The following is a 14202-nucleotide window of genomic DNA, read 5'->3' on the forward strand; positions in this document are numbered from 1 at the left end:
TAAAATGGCCAAACTTCCCGAAATCGCGTCCCTATGGATTGGCGGGCAGCTTTCCTGGTTGGAGCAGCTCTGTCTGAAATCCTTTGCGGATGCGGGCCATCACACCACGCTTTACAGCTACGAAGAGATTCCGAATGTGCCTGAAGGGGTGCATGCGGCGGATGCGGCGGAGATTTTTCCCGGCGAGCCAATGCATCGCCACGCCCGCACCGGCAGCCCGGCAATTCATGCCGATCTTTGGCGCCTCAACATGCTCAAAAAGACCGACAAGATTTGGGTGGACGCGGATGTCTATTGCTACCGCCCGTTCAACTACACCCGCAAATCAGTGTTTGGCTGGGAAAAAGAGGGGCTGGTCTGCAACGCTGTGCTTGGCCTTCCAAAAACCTCCAAAGCGCTGGATGCAATGCTGGCGTTCTTTGAGGATGAGTATGCGATTGGCCCGTGGTTGAAGCCTTGGCAGCAAAAAGAGCTTCAGGCGGAGAAAGATGCGGGTCGTCCGGTGCACATGACCGAACAAAACTGGGGGTTCACCGGCCCGGCGGCGGTGACCTATTTCCTGCAGCAGTCCGGCGAAATCAAATATGCGGAGCCAGAGACGGCGTTCTATCCGGTGTCTTTCAAAGACCGCAACAAGATGATCCGCAGCGCCTTTGACATTGAGAAAGACTGGCTGACCGAGGAAACCAAAGCGGTGCATTTCTGGGCGCGGCGGATGAAGCCGCGCTTGGAGGAGAAAGAAAACAACCGCCCGCGGCGCGGCTCGTTCATGCACAAGGTCATGCAAAAGCACGACATCGACCCGGATGCGGCACTGATCCCTCCAAAAAAGAAAACCGCCAAAGCCCCGATCACGGATCCGGAGTTTCAGGCTAAGGTGGCCATTGAATCGCTGAAAGGCGAGGCCTCGGTTGAAAAACTGTCGCGTGATTTTCTGGTGGAAACCGGACAAATCAAGCAATGGCGCAACCAGCTGATCGAGGGCGCACCCAGCCTTTTTCGGGAGGGCTGAGCGTGGCGGACGGTGATACAAAACCCGACGCGCCCAGCCAAACCGATTGGCAAAGCAATCTGAAAGAAATCGGCGCAGAGCGTGGGTTCTTTGAGGAGTTGGGCGAGGAGCATTCCGCGCTTTATATCAAACAGGGCAAAACCCTAATTGTGACCTTTGAAAACCTCGACCATGTCTATGAGGACAGTGCCGAGCGCATGCCGTGGGGCTACAACTTCGTTACCGCGCGCGGTTGGTCGATGCTGGGCATGATGGCACATGGTTGGTCGTGGTATCGCGACGAGGCGGTGTTTGATTTCTTTGACCGGCTGCGTGACGAAGGTTTCTTCGCGCAATTTGACAAAGTGGTGTTCTATGGCGCGTCGATGGGGGCTTATGCGGCCTCGGTGTTCTCCGCAGCGGCGCCCGGCGCAACGGTCATTTGTATCTCCCCACAGGCGACGTTGGATCGCGAAATTGCCAGTTGGGAAACCCGCTACCGCAAAGCCTGGCACCGGGACTTCAGCGGGCGCTATGCCTATGGGCCGGACATGATTGCCGAGGCCGGTGAGGTGAATATCTTCTACGATCCACGGATGGGGCTGGACGCGATGCACGCCGCGCTGTTTCGCGGCGGCAACGTGCGCAAGTACCGCTGCCGCTATATGGGGCACCGGATTGCATCGCTCTGGATTATGTTGGGCTTGTTAAAACCTGTCATCGAAAGCTGTGTGGCTGGGGACATGACCGCGCCCAAATTTTACAGCATGATGCGCGCTCGTCGCGACGTGGGGCGGTATCAAAAAGAGATGCTCAACACGGTTCTGGCGGACGGGCGTCCGTGGTTGATCGCCACCTACTGTTCCGCAGTGTTGGCGCGGCGGCGCGGGCCAAACTTCCGCAAAGCCCTACGTGCAGCGCGTGCCAAAATGGGGGGCTAACTCCCATCAGCTGTCACGACCCGCTTAGCTGTCACGCAACGTGTCGCCGAAGCTGATGGTGGGCGCCAAGGTCACCTGGCCCTCTTTGTCCACGTCGTTCACCCGCGCGGCGATGATCTCGGCGGCCTTGGTGCCAATCTCGCGGCGGCAGGCATCCATGGTGGCCAGTTGCCGTGGCAGGCCTTGCAACAGTTCGACCCCGTTGAAGCCAGCTAGGCCAATCTGGCCCGGAACGTCGATGCCTTTCTCCAAAAGGTAGAGCAGACCGCCCGCGCCAATCATGTCGTTGCTGTAGTAGATGAAATCTACATCCGGGCTGCGCTCCAGCACCGCCTCGGTCATCTCGCGGCCTTTCGCCAGCGCGGACCCACCGGAATAGAATTCCCGATCCACCACCTCAACACCGGATTTGGCCAGCACCTCGGTGAAGCCTTCAAAGCGTTTGCGAGCGCGGTGATCGAGCGGCATCTTGGTGCCCAGGAAGGCGATTTTCTTGTAGCCGGCTTTGAGAATTGCGGCGGCCATTTCCCGGCCCGCACGGCGGTGCGAAATACCAACCATGGCATCCACAGGGTCACCGTCGGTGTCCATGATTTCCACCACGGGGATGCCGCTCGCCTGAAGCATGGCGCGTGAGGCTTCCGTGTGCTCCAAGCCCGCAATGATTACGCCTGATGGGCGCCAAGACAGCATTTCGTAGAGAACTTTCTCTTCTTTTTCAGGGAGGTAGTCGGTCACGCCGACAACGGGCTGCAACTCGGTGTCTTCCAACACCTGGCTGATCCCGCCTAACACCTCAGGGAAAACCATGTTGGACAAAGATGGGATGATCACCGCGACCAGGTTCACACGCTGACTGGCCAGTGCACCGGCAATCTTGTTGGGCACGTAACCCAGCTCCTTGGCCGCCGTCAGTACCTTGTCGCGTGTGGCTGCGGACACGTCCCCGCGGTTGCGCAACACGCGGCTGACCGTCATCTCGGACACCCCCGAAGCTTCAGATACGTCACGAAGGGTCAAGGAACGGTTTTTCTGAGTCACTGATATTCTTCCCGATAAGACTATCGGAATGTTACCGCGATCAGTTGCGCCTGTTCAAGCATTCGCTGCCTGCGCAAATGCGCACAGTTAACGGGTCCCCTTACATATCCGCCGAAATAGCAAAGCTCTCCACCGGCTCCTTCACGTTGTGCAGAGAGACAGGCCCAAGCGGCTTGCTGTCGGGAGCGTGCTGCGCCACGCGGCCAGACGCCACGATGCGGTGGCCCACGGTTTTGCCGTAGTCACCAAGGCGGGCCGCGATATTGGCAGGGCGGCCAATTACGGTGAAATCCAACCGTTCCTGCGAACCAACATTGCCGTAAGTGACCTGTCCGTAGCAGATGCCAATCGAGCATTCACAACAGCGGTTTGGGTCTTCCTCACGCAACTCCGCCAGCTTGGCAACAATCTCGCGCGCGGCCTGCAAAGCCTCGGCGCCTGCATCGGTGCCATCTTCGGTGTCGGGGAACACCGCGAGCACAGCGTCGCCGATGAATTTCAGAACCTCGCCGCCGTGGGCATGCACAATCGAAGACGCGGTATCAAAGAAGATATTTAGCAGATCGATGTAGTCCTTGCGTCCCAGTTCCTCTTCCAGTCGGGTGGACCCGCGCAGGTCGCAGAACATGATCGCCGCGTCGATGTCATCGCCGTCTCCACGCCGGATCTCGCCGCCTAAAACCCGCGCGCCAGTTCGACGGCCAACATAGGTCTCCAGCAGGGACTGGGCGTTTTCTTTCTGGGTAAACACCTCAAAGAAGCGACTGATCACGGTGGAGACTTCAAAAATGAGTCCAAGGTTGGCGGTGGTGAAGCCTTCGGGGTGGTCGCTGGTCAGGGTCAGCACGTTGATTTGCCCATCGCTGAAGAACAGGGGCATCGCCACATAGTCGGTTGCACCTTCGGCTTTCAGGTCTTCCATCACCGGAAACTGCATCTCCGATTTGGAGCAGGTGAGTTTCTGCCGCACGCCCCCAAGGCCTTGGGAGACATAGCTCAACGGGCTGTTTTTGAAGGACGGGTGGTCATAAAGTTCATAGGATGGCGCAAAGGTGGTGATCTCTTCTTCGTCGCGTTTCCAGATGTAGTTCTTGCCAGCAATCATCGGGTGTAGTGACCAGATCATTGCACTCATCCGCGCCACGGCAATGCCGTGCTCGACCATTTTCTTGCCCAAGGCGCCGATGAAATCTTCGGGGGTGGTCTCAAATGCCGCCCCACGCATCAGCCAGTCCACCAGCGGGCCGGTGATGTTGCCATCCGCGACCGGATCAAGCTCCACGCCGCCCAGGTCAAACTCCACCTGCGCACCGGGCATAAAGCCGATATGCCCATTGATCGCACGGCTTTCCGGCATGGCGTCGTCGTAACACCAGACGCCGTTGTAGATGGTCTCGCCATCCAGCAGTAGATCGTGATAACGCGCCGTACCTTTGAAGGGGCAGAAGGTCTGCAACTCGGTCTCATCCGACAGCGGCGCCAGAATATCTTCTCTGGGGATGTAGATCTGCGGCGCCAGCCGGGTCTCATACATTACCTTGGCATTGGCGCTCTCGGCGAGCACCTGCCCGTTTCGCAAAACCCGCACAGTGGAGGCAATCGGTTTGATCTCAATCCCGTAGCCCGCGTTGGCGCCAAAACGTGAACCTTCCATGCCCTGATCCTTCCCTGATCGTCACCCCTGTCACGCAGTCTCCCCTATGTGGGGAGTGAACAAAAGGCAAACAAGAGGATGGGCGGCACATCAAGCAATTGTGTGCCGCACCTGTTAGAGCACTTCTATCACATCTTTGTCGATCGAGAGCACATAGCCTTTGCGGGCGATGTTTTTGACTAGAAGTTGGCTCACCATCTGATTGCCCAAGGAGTCCCGCAGGCGCTTGATGCGCGTGGCGCCAGCCGCTTCTTCGCAATCGGTGGCGGGTTTGCCGGAGATCATGCTCTCAAGCTCAATGCCAGACAGCACATCGTCATCCATGCGCGCCTCTGCCAGTACCGACAACGTCTCCATCGCCGCGTCAGTCAGCTTGAAGCCCATCTCGTTGAGATACACTGTCTTCTCTTCGCGGCTGACAATCAGCGAGGTCACTTGAATACCCGCGCGTTCGATCTGTGCCATGCGGCGGTTCATGGTGATCAGCCCCACAAGAAACACAAGCGCGGCAATCATCATACCGGTGGCGAACACCAGCAGAACCAAAATCACCATGCGATAGCTGGCGAGGGTGTCGGCAAAGGCGGTGCCGGATTGCGCCAGAATTTCGAGCAGTTTGATTTCCGCCTGTCCAGTCAGGTCATCATTGGCCAGGAAAAGCGCCTCAACGCGGGCGTTAAACGCATTTGCATCCGGCAAGGTCAGCAGCAACAGCGCTGCACAGGCCAAAAGGATCAGGACAATTGCCCCAATCCCAAGTGCCACGATCCGCCCACCGCTGCGCCGCGTTTCAATAACGGAGGTAGAATTGTCCTGCACTGTCTTCCTTTCCGGAGAGCTCCGAGGCGTCAAACACCGAGAGCACGTTTAACAAGGTCCATCCGTCTTTCCCAATGCGGGCGGCAACTTCTTGCTTTGCGGATCCGGCGTCACAGCCGTTTTTGAGATCGATCACACCGTAGTGCAGGCGCAACGGCGCGTCTTTCTTGGCTTTGTAATCGGCATAGCAGTCGGCGGCCTGCGCCGCACCGGGCGCTGCGACGGCCGCGACCAGCGCGCCAATACAAAGGCTATATGTCATGAGCTGTTTCATGAGCTGACCTTGGCGCAAATCCTGCCTGTTATTCAATAACCAAGTTGGTGTGCGGGTCTGATATCTCATAACAAGGTGCTGATATTGCGAGATTTTTGGAGTTGCGGCGAAAACGGATGGGCAAACCGGCGCACAGCCCGGGCAACATTCAAAAAACAGGACTTCGCCATGACTTCCAAGACGTTTATCGCCTCCGTACTGAGTATCGCCATCATCCTCACCGGCGCCACCGCCCCGCGTGCCCATGCCATGGATGAAGACGCCATCGCCGCGCTGCTGTTTGGCGTGACCGCGCTGGCCGTGATCGGAGCCGCCGTGGCGGACAACAAGAAATCTGATCCGGCTCCGGTGGTGTCCAAGCCGGTGACCAAGCCCAAGCCGAAAAAGAGCCACAAGCCGAAGAAGACACACAAAGCCTGGCTGCCAAGCCACTGCGCCAAGCGGTTTGAAGCCAAGAATGGTCGCATCATTCAGGGTTACGGCCAGCGCTGCCTGTTCCGCGCGCAATACCCGGCCTACCGCCTGCCAGAGCAGTGCTACTTCAAGCGCAAGGGCGCCAATGGCCGGATCGCTGGTTACCGCAGCCAGTGCCTGAACAAGAACGGCTACAAGGTGGTTTGGCGCTGATTTGATCCCCACCATCGAGCGGTGTGCAAGCCGACAATAAGATCGGCAACTGGCCGGGTAGACGAGGGGCTGCCCGGCTTTTTTCTTGCGTTTATCTCAACGGGGTGGTTCTCACATTCCATGACAAAAGTGATCACAGCCCCCGATTTTTTCTTAGAAGAAGCTGCCTTTGCCCGTGGCCTGAGCCGCGTGGCCGGTGTGGACGAAGTCGGCCGTGGGCCTTTGGCCGGGCCTGTGACAGCCGCGGCGGTGGTGCTGGACCCGAACAATATCCCTGCCGGTCTCAACGACTCCAAGAAACTGACCGCCAAACGGCGTGAAGCGCTCACCGAAGAAATCCTGAAAGTGGCCGATGTCTGCATCGCCCATTGCACGGTCGAAGAGATCGACGAACACAACATCCTGCGCGCGAGCCACATCGCCATGGAAAGGGCCGTCGGGGGGCTCAGCTCGGCGCCGGATCACCTGCTGATCGATGGCAATTTGATCCCCTCTGGATTGCAAATCTCATCCGAAGCAATCGTCAAAGGGGATGCGCGTTCGCTGTCGATTTCTGCCGCGTCCATCGTGGCGAAAACGGCGCGTGACACCATCATGATGGATTTGGCGCAACAGTTCCCTGGTTACGGATGGGAAACAAACGCCGGATACCCGTCCAAAAAGCACAGAGAGGCGCTGGTCGAACTGGGGGTGACCCCACATCATAGGCGTTCGTTTAAGCCTGTGCACAATATCTTGTATCAAGCGAAAAACTAACTCTCTGATTCAAAAAAGAAATTGACGCCGAATCACGTTTGACTCAAACTTATCCACATAACGAGCGCACCAAAAAAACCGCGCCGTAATGAGGCAGAGAATGAAAACGATGACCAAAGCGAAGGGCGCATCCGCGCTCCCGATCAATAGTATATTGTCCGGCGACTGTATCGAAGTGATGAACAGTCTGCCTGAAAACTCGATCGATCTGATCTTCGCAGACCCGCCCTATAACCTTCAGTTGAAAGGCGAGCTGCACCGTCCAGATAACTCCAAAGTGGACGCGGTTGACGACGAGTGGGACCAGTTTTCGAGTTTCGCCGCGTATGACAAGTTCACACGCGAATGGCTGAAGGCGGCCCGCCGTCTTCTGAAACCCAACGGGGCGATCTGGGTGATTGGTTCCTACCACAACGTGTTTCGCATGGGCGCGGAACTGCAGAATCAGGGCTTCTGGATTCTGAACGATGTGGTCTGGCGCAAGTCCAACCCGATGCCAAATTTCCGTGGCAAACGCTTCACCAACGCGCATGAAACCATGATTTGGGCCTCCAAATCCGAAGGCGCGAAATACACCTTCAACTACGAAGCGCTCAAAGCGCTCAACGAAGGTGTACAGATGCGCAGCGATTGGGTGCTGCCGATCTGCACCGGTCACGAGCGTCTGAAAGACGAAAACGGCGACAAGGCACATCCAACGCAGAAACCGGAAAGCCTGCTGCATCGCGTATTGGTTGGCTCCACCAACCCGGGTGATGTGATCCTGGATCCGTTCTTCGGCACCGGCACCACCGGTGCTGTCGCCAAGATGCTGGGCCGCGAGTACATCGGCATCGAACGCGAAGCCGCCTATCGCAAAGTGGCCGAAAAACGCCTCAAGAAAGTGCGTAAGTTTGACCGCGAAGCGCTGGCCGTGACCGCCTCCAAACGTGCCGAGCCTCGTGTGCCTTTTGGCCAATTGGTGGAGCGCGGCATGCTGCGCCCTGGCGAAAACCTCTATTCCCTGAATGGCCGTCACAAAGCCAAGGTCCGCGCCGACGGCACGCTGATTGGTGACGACATCAAGGGCTCCATCCACCAGGTTGGTGCGCATCTGGAAGGCGCGCCAAGCTGCAATGGTTGGACCTATTGGTCCTACAAGCGCGAAGGCAAGAAGGTACCTATCGACCTTCTCCGTCAGCAAATTCGCGCAGAAATGGCGGCACGTCCCAACTAATCTGCTTTGCGTTATCCCAAGACCCGGGTCGTCTGTCGCCCTTGCCAGAATGGCAAACCCGCGCACTGACGATCCGGACCCAACGCAAAGCGCTCTGGGGCGCGTCAACTTCCATACCACAGATAACCAATACCGCCGGATGCCTGTAGCCGAACTGACTACGCAGGTATCCAGACTTCCCCGCCGTTTTCGGCGGGGTTTTTTTGTGTGGCGCAGGGGGTGTAAGCTGCCCCATGGTCACCTATCTCAGCCGAGGACAACGGAGTGCCAGCCAATGGTCGAGCAAACGCAACAAGACAAGCCGGTGTATCTTGACCGGTTTGAGGACGGCGAAGAGCGCACCGACAGCTACACCGAGGCGGTGCTGGAACGTCACAAGCGCGAAGGTCTGGATCTGGCTGTCAAAGCCCGCTGGGTGGCGATGTCCATCATTGGCGTCTTCCTGCTGTTCACCGTGCATTGGCCGGAAGTCTTTTATTACGAATTCATCCTGTTTCTGCTTTGCGTGAACGGCTGGCTCATCCGCCGCGCCGGTCGGGTGGGGCGCTCCAAGCTGGAGCTGTTCCTGATCTTTGTTGATCTCCTGCTCATGGTTGTTGGCATCATTGGACCCAACCCGATTGGGCTGGATGATTGGCCGCAGGCGATGCAGTACCGCTTTGGTAACTTCCAATATCTTTTCCTGATCCTGGCAATGGGCACCTTGGCCTATTCCTGGCGCACGGTGATTGCGATTGGCACTTGGACGGCTGGCATGTGGGCGGCGGCCTTGGCGCTGTCGATCTGGCTCACTGATCCGGTGCCGGTCATGAGCGATGCCATTAAGTTTGCGCTGCCCGGCTGGCCGGACCTCGCGCACATGCTCGACCCGAACAATTTCAACGTCAGGCTACGTGTTCAGGAGATAGTGGTCTTCCTCTTGGTCGCCATCACGCTGGGCATCTCCATGCGGCGCTTCAACGGCCTGTTGAGGTCCAATGCGGCGCTGGAACGAGAGCGTACGAACCTTTCGCGCTACTTCTCTCCCAACGTGGTGGAGGAGTTGAGCCAGAACGACGAACCGCTCAAACAAATCCGCTCCCACAACATCGCTGTGCTGTTTGTGGATATTGTCGGTTTCACCGAGTTCGCGGCCACCCGCAAACCCGAAGAGGTGATCGAAACACTGCGCGACTTCCACGGGTTGATGGAGCGCGCGGTGTTTGCCCATGAAGGCACGTTGGACAAATATCTTGGCGATGGGTTGATGGCGACGTTTGGCACGCCCAGCCCGTCAGATCACGACGCGCAAAACGCGCTGCGCTGTGTGCGGCAGATGATGGCGGATGTGGATGTCTGGAATGACGCGCGCATTGCCAAAGGCCAGCCACCATTGCGCGTTGGATTTGGCGCGCATTACGGCCCGGCGGTTTTGGCCGACATCGGCGCCAATCGGCTTGAGTTTGCCGTGGTGGGCAACACTGTGAATGTCGCCTCCCGTCTGGAAAGCATGACACGCGGTCTGAACGCCCGACTGGTGATCAGCGATGGCATGCGCTCCGAAGTGCTCAAAGAGGGCGGTGACGAATGCCTGGATGGGCTGCAGAGGTTCACCGATCAGGACGTACGTGGCGTGGCGGAGAAGCTCACCGTCTGGGCCTTTGAGCGACCGGATGAACATGGGGTGTGACATACAATTGCCGTTCGGCCCGTATTAGGTTTCGTCATCCCTCAGTGGCGGGGCTGTCAGCAGGAACACCATTTGGAAGACATAGTGCAGAAACAATGGCATTAGAGATAGGATCGCCACCGTGAGGTTGAGCGACGCGCCGGTGACCAAAAGGCTTTCATTTACAGCTATGACAAATACCGCAGTGAGTGCGTACAGCTGCAGCAGGCGGCGGCGGAACTCAGGTGAGACCTCTCTGTCGTTTGGACCGGGTGCGAAATATTTCATCACGTCGCCGTCACGCTTTATGCCCAGCACCAAGATGACGGCATAGAGGGCGCAGCAGACGCTTAGCAATCTCTGGCTGAACCATGGTTCGGACCACCAAACCTGCGCGACCAGCGCGCCGAACCAGATGGCGAGCACAACACTTACTGCAACACGCGCACTGCCAGTTTTCTGACGCTGTCGCCGAATGATGGGTAGCAGCACCAACCAGATGTGAACGCCTTGCGCGCATACCGCGGCCCAAACAAACGCAATCGGCCATGATACGCCAGATAGTTTCAATCCCGCCCAGCTGCCGCTGAACACGAACGGCATCAGCAATTTCGCTGGGGCAATCGGTTGCGAATACTTGATGAGCATCCACAAGTACAAAGAGAAGCGATGAAACATTTTCGATTGTCAGAGATTCACCGAGGCATCGGGTTCTTGGCCTTGTTGTAGGGCTGCCAGTTGGTGATTTCCGGATAATACATATCCCGCCACTTGCGCACGCGCGGGTTCATCACCCGTTTCCATACGGGCGGGATCATCGCGGCGATGGTCATGATCGGGTAGCCAAACGGCAGCTGCGGCGCTTCGGCATCGGTGTAGTTCTGCAAGAGCGGAAAGCGACGGTCCGGCTTGTAGTGATGGTCTGAGTGGCGCTGCAAATTGATCAACAGCCAGTTGGAGGCTTTGTGGGCGGCGTTCCAGCTATGATGCGGCTTCACATGCTCATATTTGCCTTCGCCCTGGTGTTTCCGCGTCAGCCCGTAGTGCTCCACATAGTTCACCAGCTCAAGCTGCCAAACTGCTATCCACGCCTGCCAAATGAACAGCGCAACACCCAGCCATCCACCGATGAGCAAAGCCAGCAGTAGCATCCCGCCTTGCAGGGCCCAATAGCGGAAAAACGGGTTCGATAGATCGGTCCACGGCAGGCTTTTGCGCGCCAGCATGTCCTTTTCGGCCTTGAACGACGACTTCAGCGAGCCAATCAACACGCGCGGGAAGAAGCGGTGAAAGCCTTCGTTGTAGCGCGCCGTAACCGGATCGCGCGGCGTGCCAACATAGCGGTGATGCACCAACAGGTGTTCGCTGCGGAAATGCGAATAGAGCACCATCGCCAGCAAAATATCCCCAAGCCAGCGCTCCCCCTTGGGTTTCTGATGCATCAGCTCATGGCTGTAGTTGATGCCAATGGTGCCGCTGATCACGCCAACGCCAAAAAACAGCCCAATCAAAGCGCCTGTGCTGAGGTGATCCGCCCGCGTGGCATAAAAAATCAGGCCAAAAATCGTGAGGAACTGCACCGGCGCCCAGATCAGCGTGACCAGTTGATACCACTTCAGCTGATCGTCGCTTGTGTCCAGGTCTGCGTTCTCAAGGTTCAATCCCGTGACCGCGTCTAAAGCGGCAAAGAGATACCAGGTGGTGACCGGCACCAGCACCACCCACCATCCGCCCAACCCTGCGGTGATCCACACGAGCGGGATCAAAAGCAGGGAACACCAAAAGGGCAGGGCGCTGGTGAACTTGGCAACTTGGGAGGAGGCGATCATGATCACAGTCCTTTGACTTCATTGCGCAAACTATGCGGCGAAGCGGCCGCCAGTGCAATGAGGTCAAGTGCCGCGATAGAGATCAAACGCCTTGCGCATCGCGGTCGGCAGGTTGCCGGCATCAAATTGTTCCGCATCCACAAACCCGCCAACCGTAGGCTTGCGGTCCATTGGGACCAGCGCGGTCTTCACCGTCAGACGCAAATGGAAATGCGTAAATGTATGCCGTGCCTCAGTGTTCAGCGTTTTCCACTCCGCCTTGATTGGGGCGTCATGTTTGGGCGCTGCGCCTTCGGTCCACTCGGACCCAGGCCAGCCCAACATGCCGCCCAACAAGCCACTGTCTGGCCGCGTTTCCAGCAGGTAAGCCCCGTCCACACGTTTGGCGACATAGACCACGCCGTGCCGGATGGGTTTGGGCTTTTTGGGTGTTTTCTTTGGTAGGCCTGCCGCGGTACCCGCCGCTTGCGCCTGACAGGGCACGCGCCATGGGCACAATCCACAGGCCGGATTGCGCGGGGTGCAAATGGTTGCGCCAAGGTCCATCACCGCCTGCGCATAGTCTCCGGGGCGTTCTTGCGGGGTCAGCTCTGCCGCTTTCTCGGTCAACTCGGGTTTCGCCGCGGGCAATGGCGTGTGAATGTCAAACAACCGCGCCATCACGCGCTCGACATTGCCGTCCACAACGGTGGCAGGCTGATCAAACGCAATCGCCGCCACGGCCCCAGCTGTGTATGGCCCCACGCCGGGCAGTTTGAGCAGCTCTTCCACAGTGCCCGGAAACACACCGTCATGTTCCGCCACCACAAACCGAGCGCATTTCAACAGGTTGCGGGCGCGGGCGTAGTAACCAAGACCGGCCCATTCCGCCATGATATCTGCATCTTCTGCCGCCGCGAGATCCCGCACCGTGGGCCATTTCGCCGTGAACCGCTCAAAGTAGTCCTTCACCGCCGCCACAGTGGTTTGCTGCAACATGATCTCCGACATCCACACCCGATACGGGTCCGGCTGAACGCCGTTGGCACGGTCTTTCGGCCCCACCCGCCACGGCATCTTCCGCGCGTTGTGATCATAGAACGTCAGCAGGTCGGCGCTGTTTGGCCTATCACGCAAGTTTTATCCTCACTCGGGTTGGGTTTCACTGGCGCCCTCGCGCCGAGCCACTAAAATAGCGCCGGACCAAAGGATGCAAGACCAACATGCGCAAAGCCTCAACCAAAGGGTTTTCCCGCACCTCTTCGCTGCTGCAAGAGCGCATCCGCAAAGCCAGCGAAAGCCGGGGTTTTGCGGAATCGCGCGTGTTGACTCATTGGGCGGAGATTGTTGGCGAAGACACCGCGCGCATCTGTCAGCCGGTTGATGTGAAATATGGTCGCCAAGGGTTTGGCGCCACGTTGACGGTGCTGACCACCGGCGCGCAGGCCCCGATGCTGGAGATGCAGAAAGAAACGCTGCGCACGCGCATAAATGCCGCCTATGGCTATAACGCCATCACCCATATGCGTATCACCCAAACCGCGCCTACCGGCTTTGCCGAAGGGCAAGCTGTTTTTGGCGCGGCGCCCAAGGCTGAGAAGCCGAAACCCGATGCTGCCACCTGTGCCGAGGCCGCTGAAGTGGCCGCGCCGGTGGGCGACGATGATCTACGCCAAGCCCTTGAACGGCTTGCGCAAAACGTAATCTCAAAGAACAAAAACGCAAAGAGAGGCTCTGAATGAACCGTTTTATCCCTGCAATCGCCGCTGCGGCTGTCGCCGTTGCTGGTGGGGCTTACTGGCTGACCAACACGCAAACGTCCGCAACTGAGACGGCGTTTAGCCTGCCGGAAATCACCAACATTCAAACGGTGTCTTCTGAAGGCGCGGCCAACGAGCACGGCATTGTCGAAATGGTCATGGGCTCTGAAGACGCGCCAATCACCATCATTGAGTATGCGTCCTTTACTTGCCCGCATTGCGCGAGCTTCCATGAGAACGTGCTGGAGCCTCTGAAGGCAGATTATGTCGACACTGGCAAAGTGAAATTCGTGTTCCGCGACGTGTATTTTGACCGCTACGGCCTCTGGGCTTCCATGGTGGCGCGCTGCGGTGGTCAGGAGAAATTCTTCGGCATGACCGACATTCTGATGAAAACCCAGAAAGACTGGACCCGCGCCGGTGATCCTGTGGCGATTTCTGACAGCCTGCGCAAAACCGGCCGTCTGGCAGGTCTGGAAGACGATCAGCTTCAAGCCTGCCTGCAGGACGAAGACAAAGCCAAAGCGCTGGTGGCCTGGTTCCAGGAAAACGCTGCGGCCGATGACGTGAACTCCACGCCAACGCTGATCATCGACGGCGAGAAGCACTCCAACATGAGCTACAAAGATCTGAAAGAGATCCTCGACGGCAAGCTCGGCGGCTAAGC

15 protein-coding genes are annotated in these 14202 nt (G+C 57.9%); 8 read left to right on the top strand and 7 right to left on the bottom strand.

Features of this window, described 5'->3' with window-relative positions:
* The first annotated feature begins 4 nt into the window (after positions 1–4).
* The gene (locus tag SIB92_RS17820; protein WP_412553307.1) at positions 5–1012 is read left to right on the top strand and encodes a hypothetical protein; all 1008 of its coding nucleotides are present in this window, start codon (positions 5–7) and stop codon (positions 1010–1012) included.
* A gap of 2 nt (positions 1013–1014) precedes the next feature.
* Positions 1015–1932: a phosphoadenosine phosphosulfate reductase gene (locus SIB92_RS17825; RefSeq protein WP_412553308.1), complete on the top strand. Its 918-nt coding sequence runs from the start codon at positions 1015–1017 to the stop codon at positions 1930–1932.
* 24 nt (positions 1933–1956) lie between these two features.
* Here SIB92_RS17825 and SIB92_RS17830 read toward each other — a convergent pair whose 3' ends face one another.
* The 4 genes from SIB92_RS17830 to SIB92_RS17845 all read right to left on the bottom strand — a co-directional run bounded on the left by SIB92_RS17830 (position 1957) and on the right by SIB92_RS17845 (position 5708).
* Positions 1957–2973 carry a LacI family DNA-binding transcriptional regulator gene (locus tag SIB92_RS17830; protein WP_412553309.1) on the bottom strand — a complete coding sequence of 339 codons (1017 nt, stop codon included), beginning with the start codon at positions 2971–2973 and terminating at the stop codon, positions 1957–1959.
* A 100-nt stretch (positions 2974–3073) separates the two neighbouring features.
* Entirely contained in the window at positions 3074–4627 is a 1554-nt protein-coding gene (locus SIB92_RS17835; protein WP_412553310.1) for a DUF427 domain-containing protein, read from the bottom strand.
* Positions 4628–4741: 114 nt separating this feature from the next.
* A complete protein-coding gene (locus tag SIB92_RS17840) occupies positions 4742–5446 on the bottom strand; it encodes a winged helix-turn-helix domain-containing protein (protein ID WP_294115966.1) in 705 nt (234 codons plus the stop codon).
* Entirely contained in the window at positions 5418–5708 is a 291-nt protein-coding gene (locus SIB92_RS17845; RefSeq protein WP_412553311.1) for a hypothetical protein, read from the bottom strand. The genes SIB92_RS17840 and SIB92_RS17845 overlap by 29 nt, the downstream gene beginning before the upstream one ends.
* A 180-nt stretch (positions 5709–5888) precedes the next feature.
* Here SIB92_RS17845 and SIB92_RS17850 point away from each other — a divergent pair, with 180 nt between their 5' ends.
* The 4 genes from SIB92_RS17850 (at position 5889) to SIB92_RS17865 (ending at position 9988) form a co-directional block, all read left to right on the top strand.
* On the top strand, positions 5889–6347 hold the full coding sequence (locus tag SIB92_RS17850) for a hypothetical protein (protein WP_412553312.1): 459 nt from the start codon (positions 5889–5891) through the stop codon (positions 6345–6347).
* 120 nt (positions 6348–6467) lie between these two features.
* Positions 6468–7103, top strand: coding sequence for a ribonuclease HII (locus tag SIB92_RS17855; protein ID WP_412553313.1), 636 nt, complete (start codon positions 6468–6470; stop codon positions 7101–7103).
* 100 nt (positions 7104–7203) lie between these two features.
* Positions 7204–8319, top strand: coding sequence for a site-specific DNA-methyltransferase (locus SIB92_RS17860; protein WP_295174359.1), 1116 nt, complete (start codon positions 7204–7206; stop codon positions 8317–8319).
* Positions 8320–8593: 274 nt separating this feature from the next.
* Positions 8594–9988 carry an adenylate/guanylate cyclase domain-containing protein gene (locus SIB92_RS17865; RefSeq protein ID WP_412553314.1) on the top strand — a complete coding sequence of 465 codons (1395 nt, stop codon included), beginning with the start codon at positions 8594–8596 and terminating at the stop codon, positions 9986–9988.
* A 24-nt stretch (positions 9989–10012) separates the two neighbouring features.
* Here the strand turns inward: SIB92_RS17865 and SIB92_RS17870 are convergent, their stop codons facing one another.
* From SIB92_RS17870 to mutY, 3 genes are all read right to left on the bottom strand, one after another.
* Positions 10013–10645: a hypothetical protein gene (locus tag SIB92_RS17870; protein ID WP_412553315.1), complete on the bottom strand. Its 633-nt coding sequence runs from the start codon at positions 10643–10645 to the stop codon at positions 10013–10015.
* Positions 10646–10662: 17 nt separating this feature from the next.
* On the bottom strand, positions 10663–11796 hold the full coding sequence (locus SIB92_RS17875; RefSeq protein WP_412553316.1) for an alkane 1-monooxygenase: 1134 nt from the start codon (positions 11794–11796) through the stop codon (positions 10663–10665).
* Between the two features lie 63 nt (positions 11797–11859).
* Positions 11860–12912 (bottom strand): A/G-specific adenine glycosylase, encoded by a 1053-nt coding sequence (gene mutY, locus SIB92_RS17880; protein WP_412553317.1) that lies wholly within the window; start codon positions 12910–12912, stop codon positions 11860–11862.
* An 86-nt stretch (positions 12913–12998) separates the two neighbouring features.
* Between mutY and SIB92_RS17885 the strand changes: the two genes are divergently transcribed.
* Together SIB92_RS17885 and SIB92_RS17890 are read left to right on the top strand one after the other, a co-directional pair.
* A complete protein-coding gene (locus SIB92_RS17885; protein ID WP_294115978.1) occupies positions 12999–13517 on the top strand; it encodes a DUF721 domain-containing protein in 519 nt (172 codons plus the stop codon).
* The gene (locus SIB92_RS17890) at positions 13514–14200 is read left to right on the top strand and encodes a DsbA family protein (RefSeq protein WP_412553318.1); all 687 of its coding nucleotides are present in this window, start codon (positions 13514–13516) and stop codon (positions 14198–14200) included. Before SIB92_RS17885 ends, SIB92_RS17890 begins: the two co-directional genes overlap by 4 nt.
* Positions 14201–14202: the final 2 nt, after the last annotated feature.

This window comes from Shimia sp. MIT1388, assembly GCF_047124445.1.
In the GTDB taxonomy this organism is placed as follows: domain Bacteria; phylum Pseudomonadota; class Alphaproteobacteria; order Rhodobacterales; family Rhodobacteraceae; genus Shimia.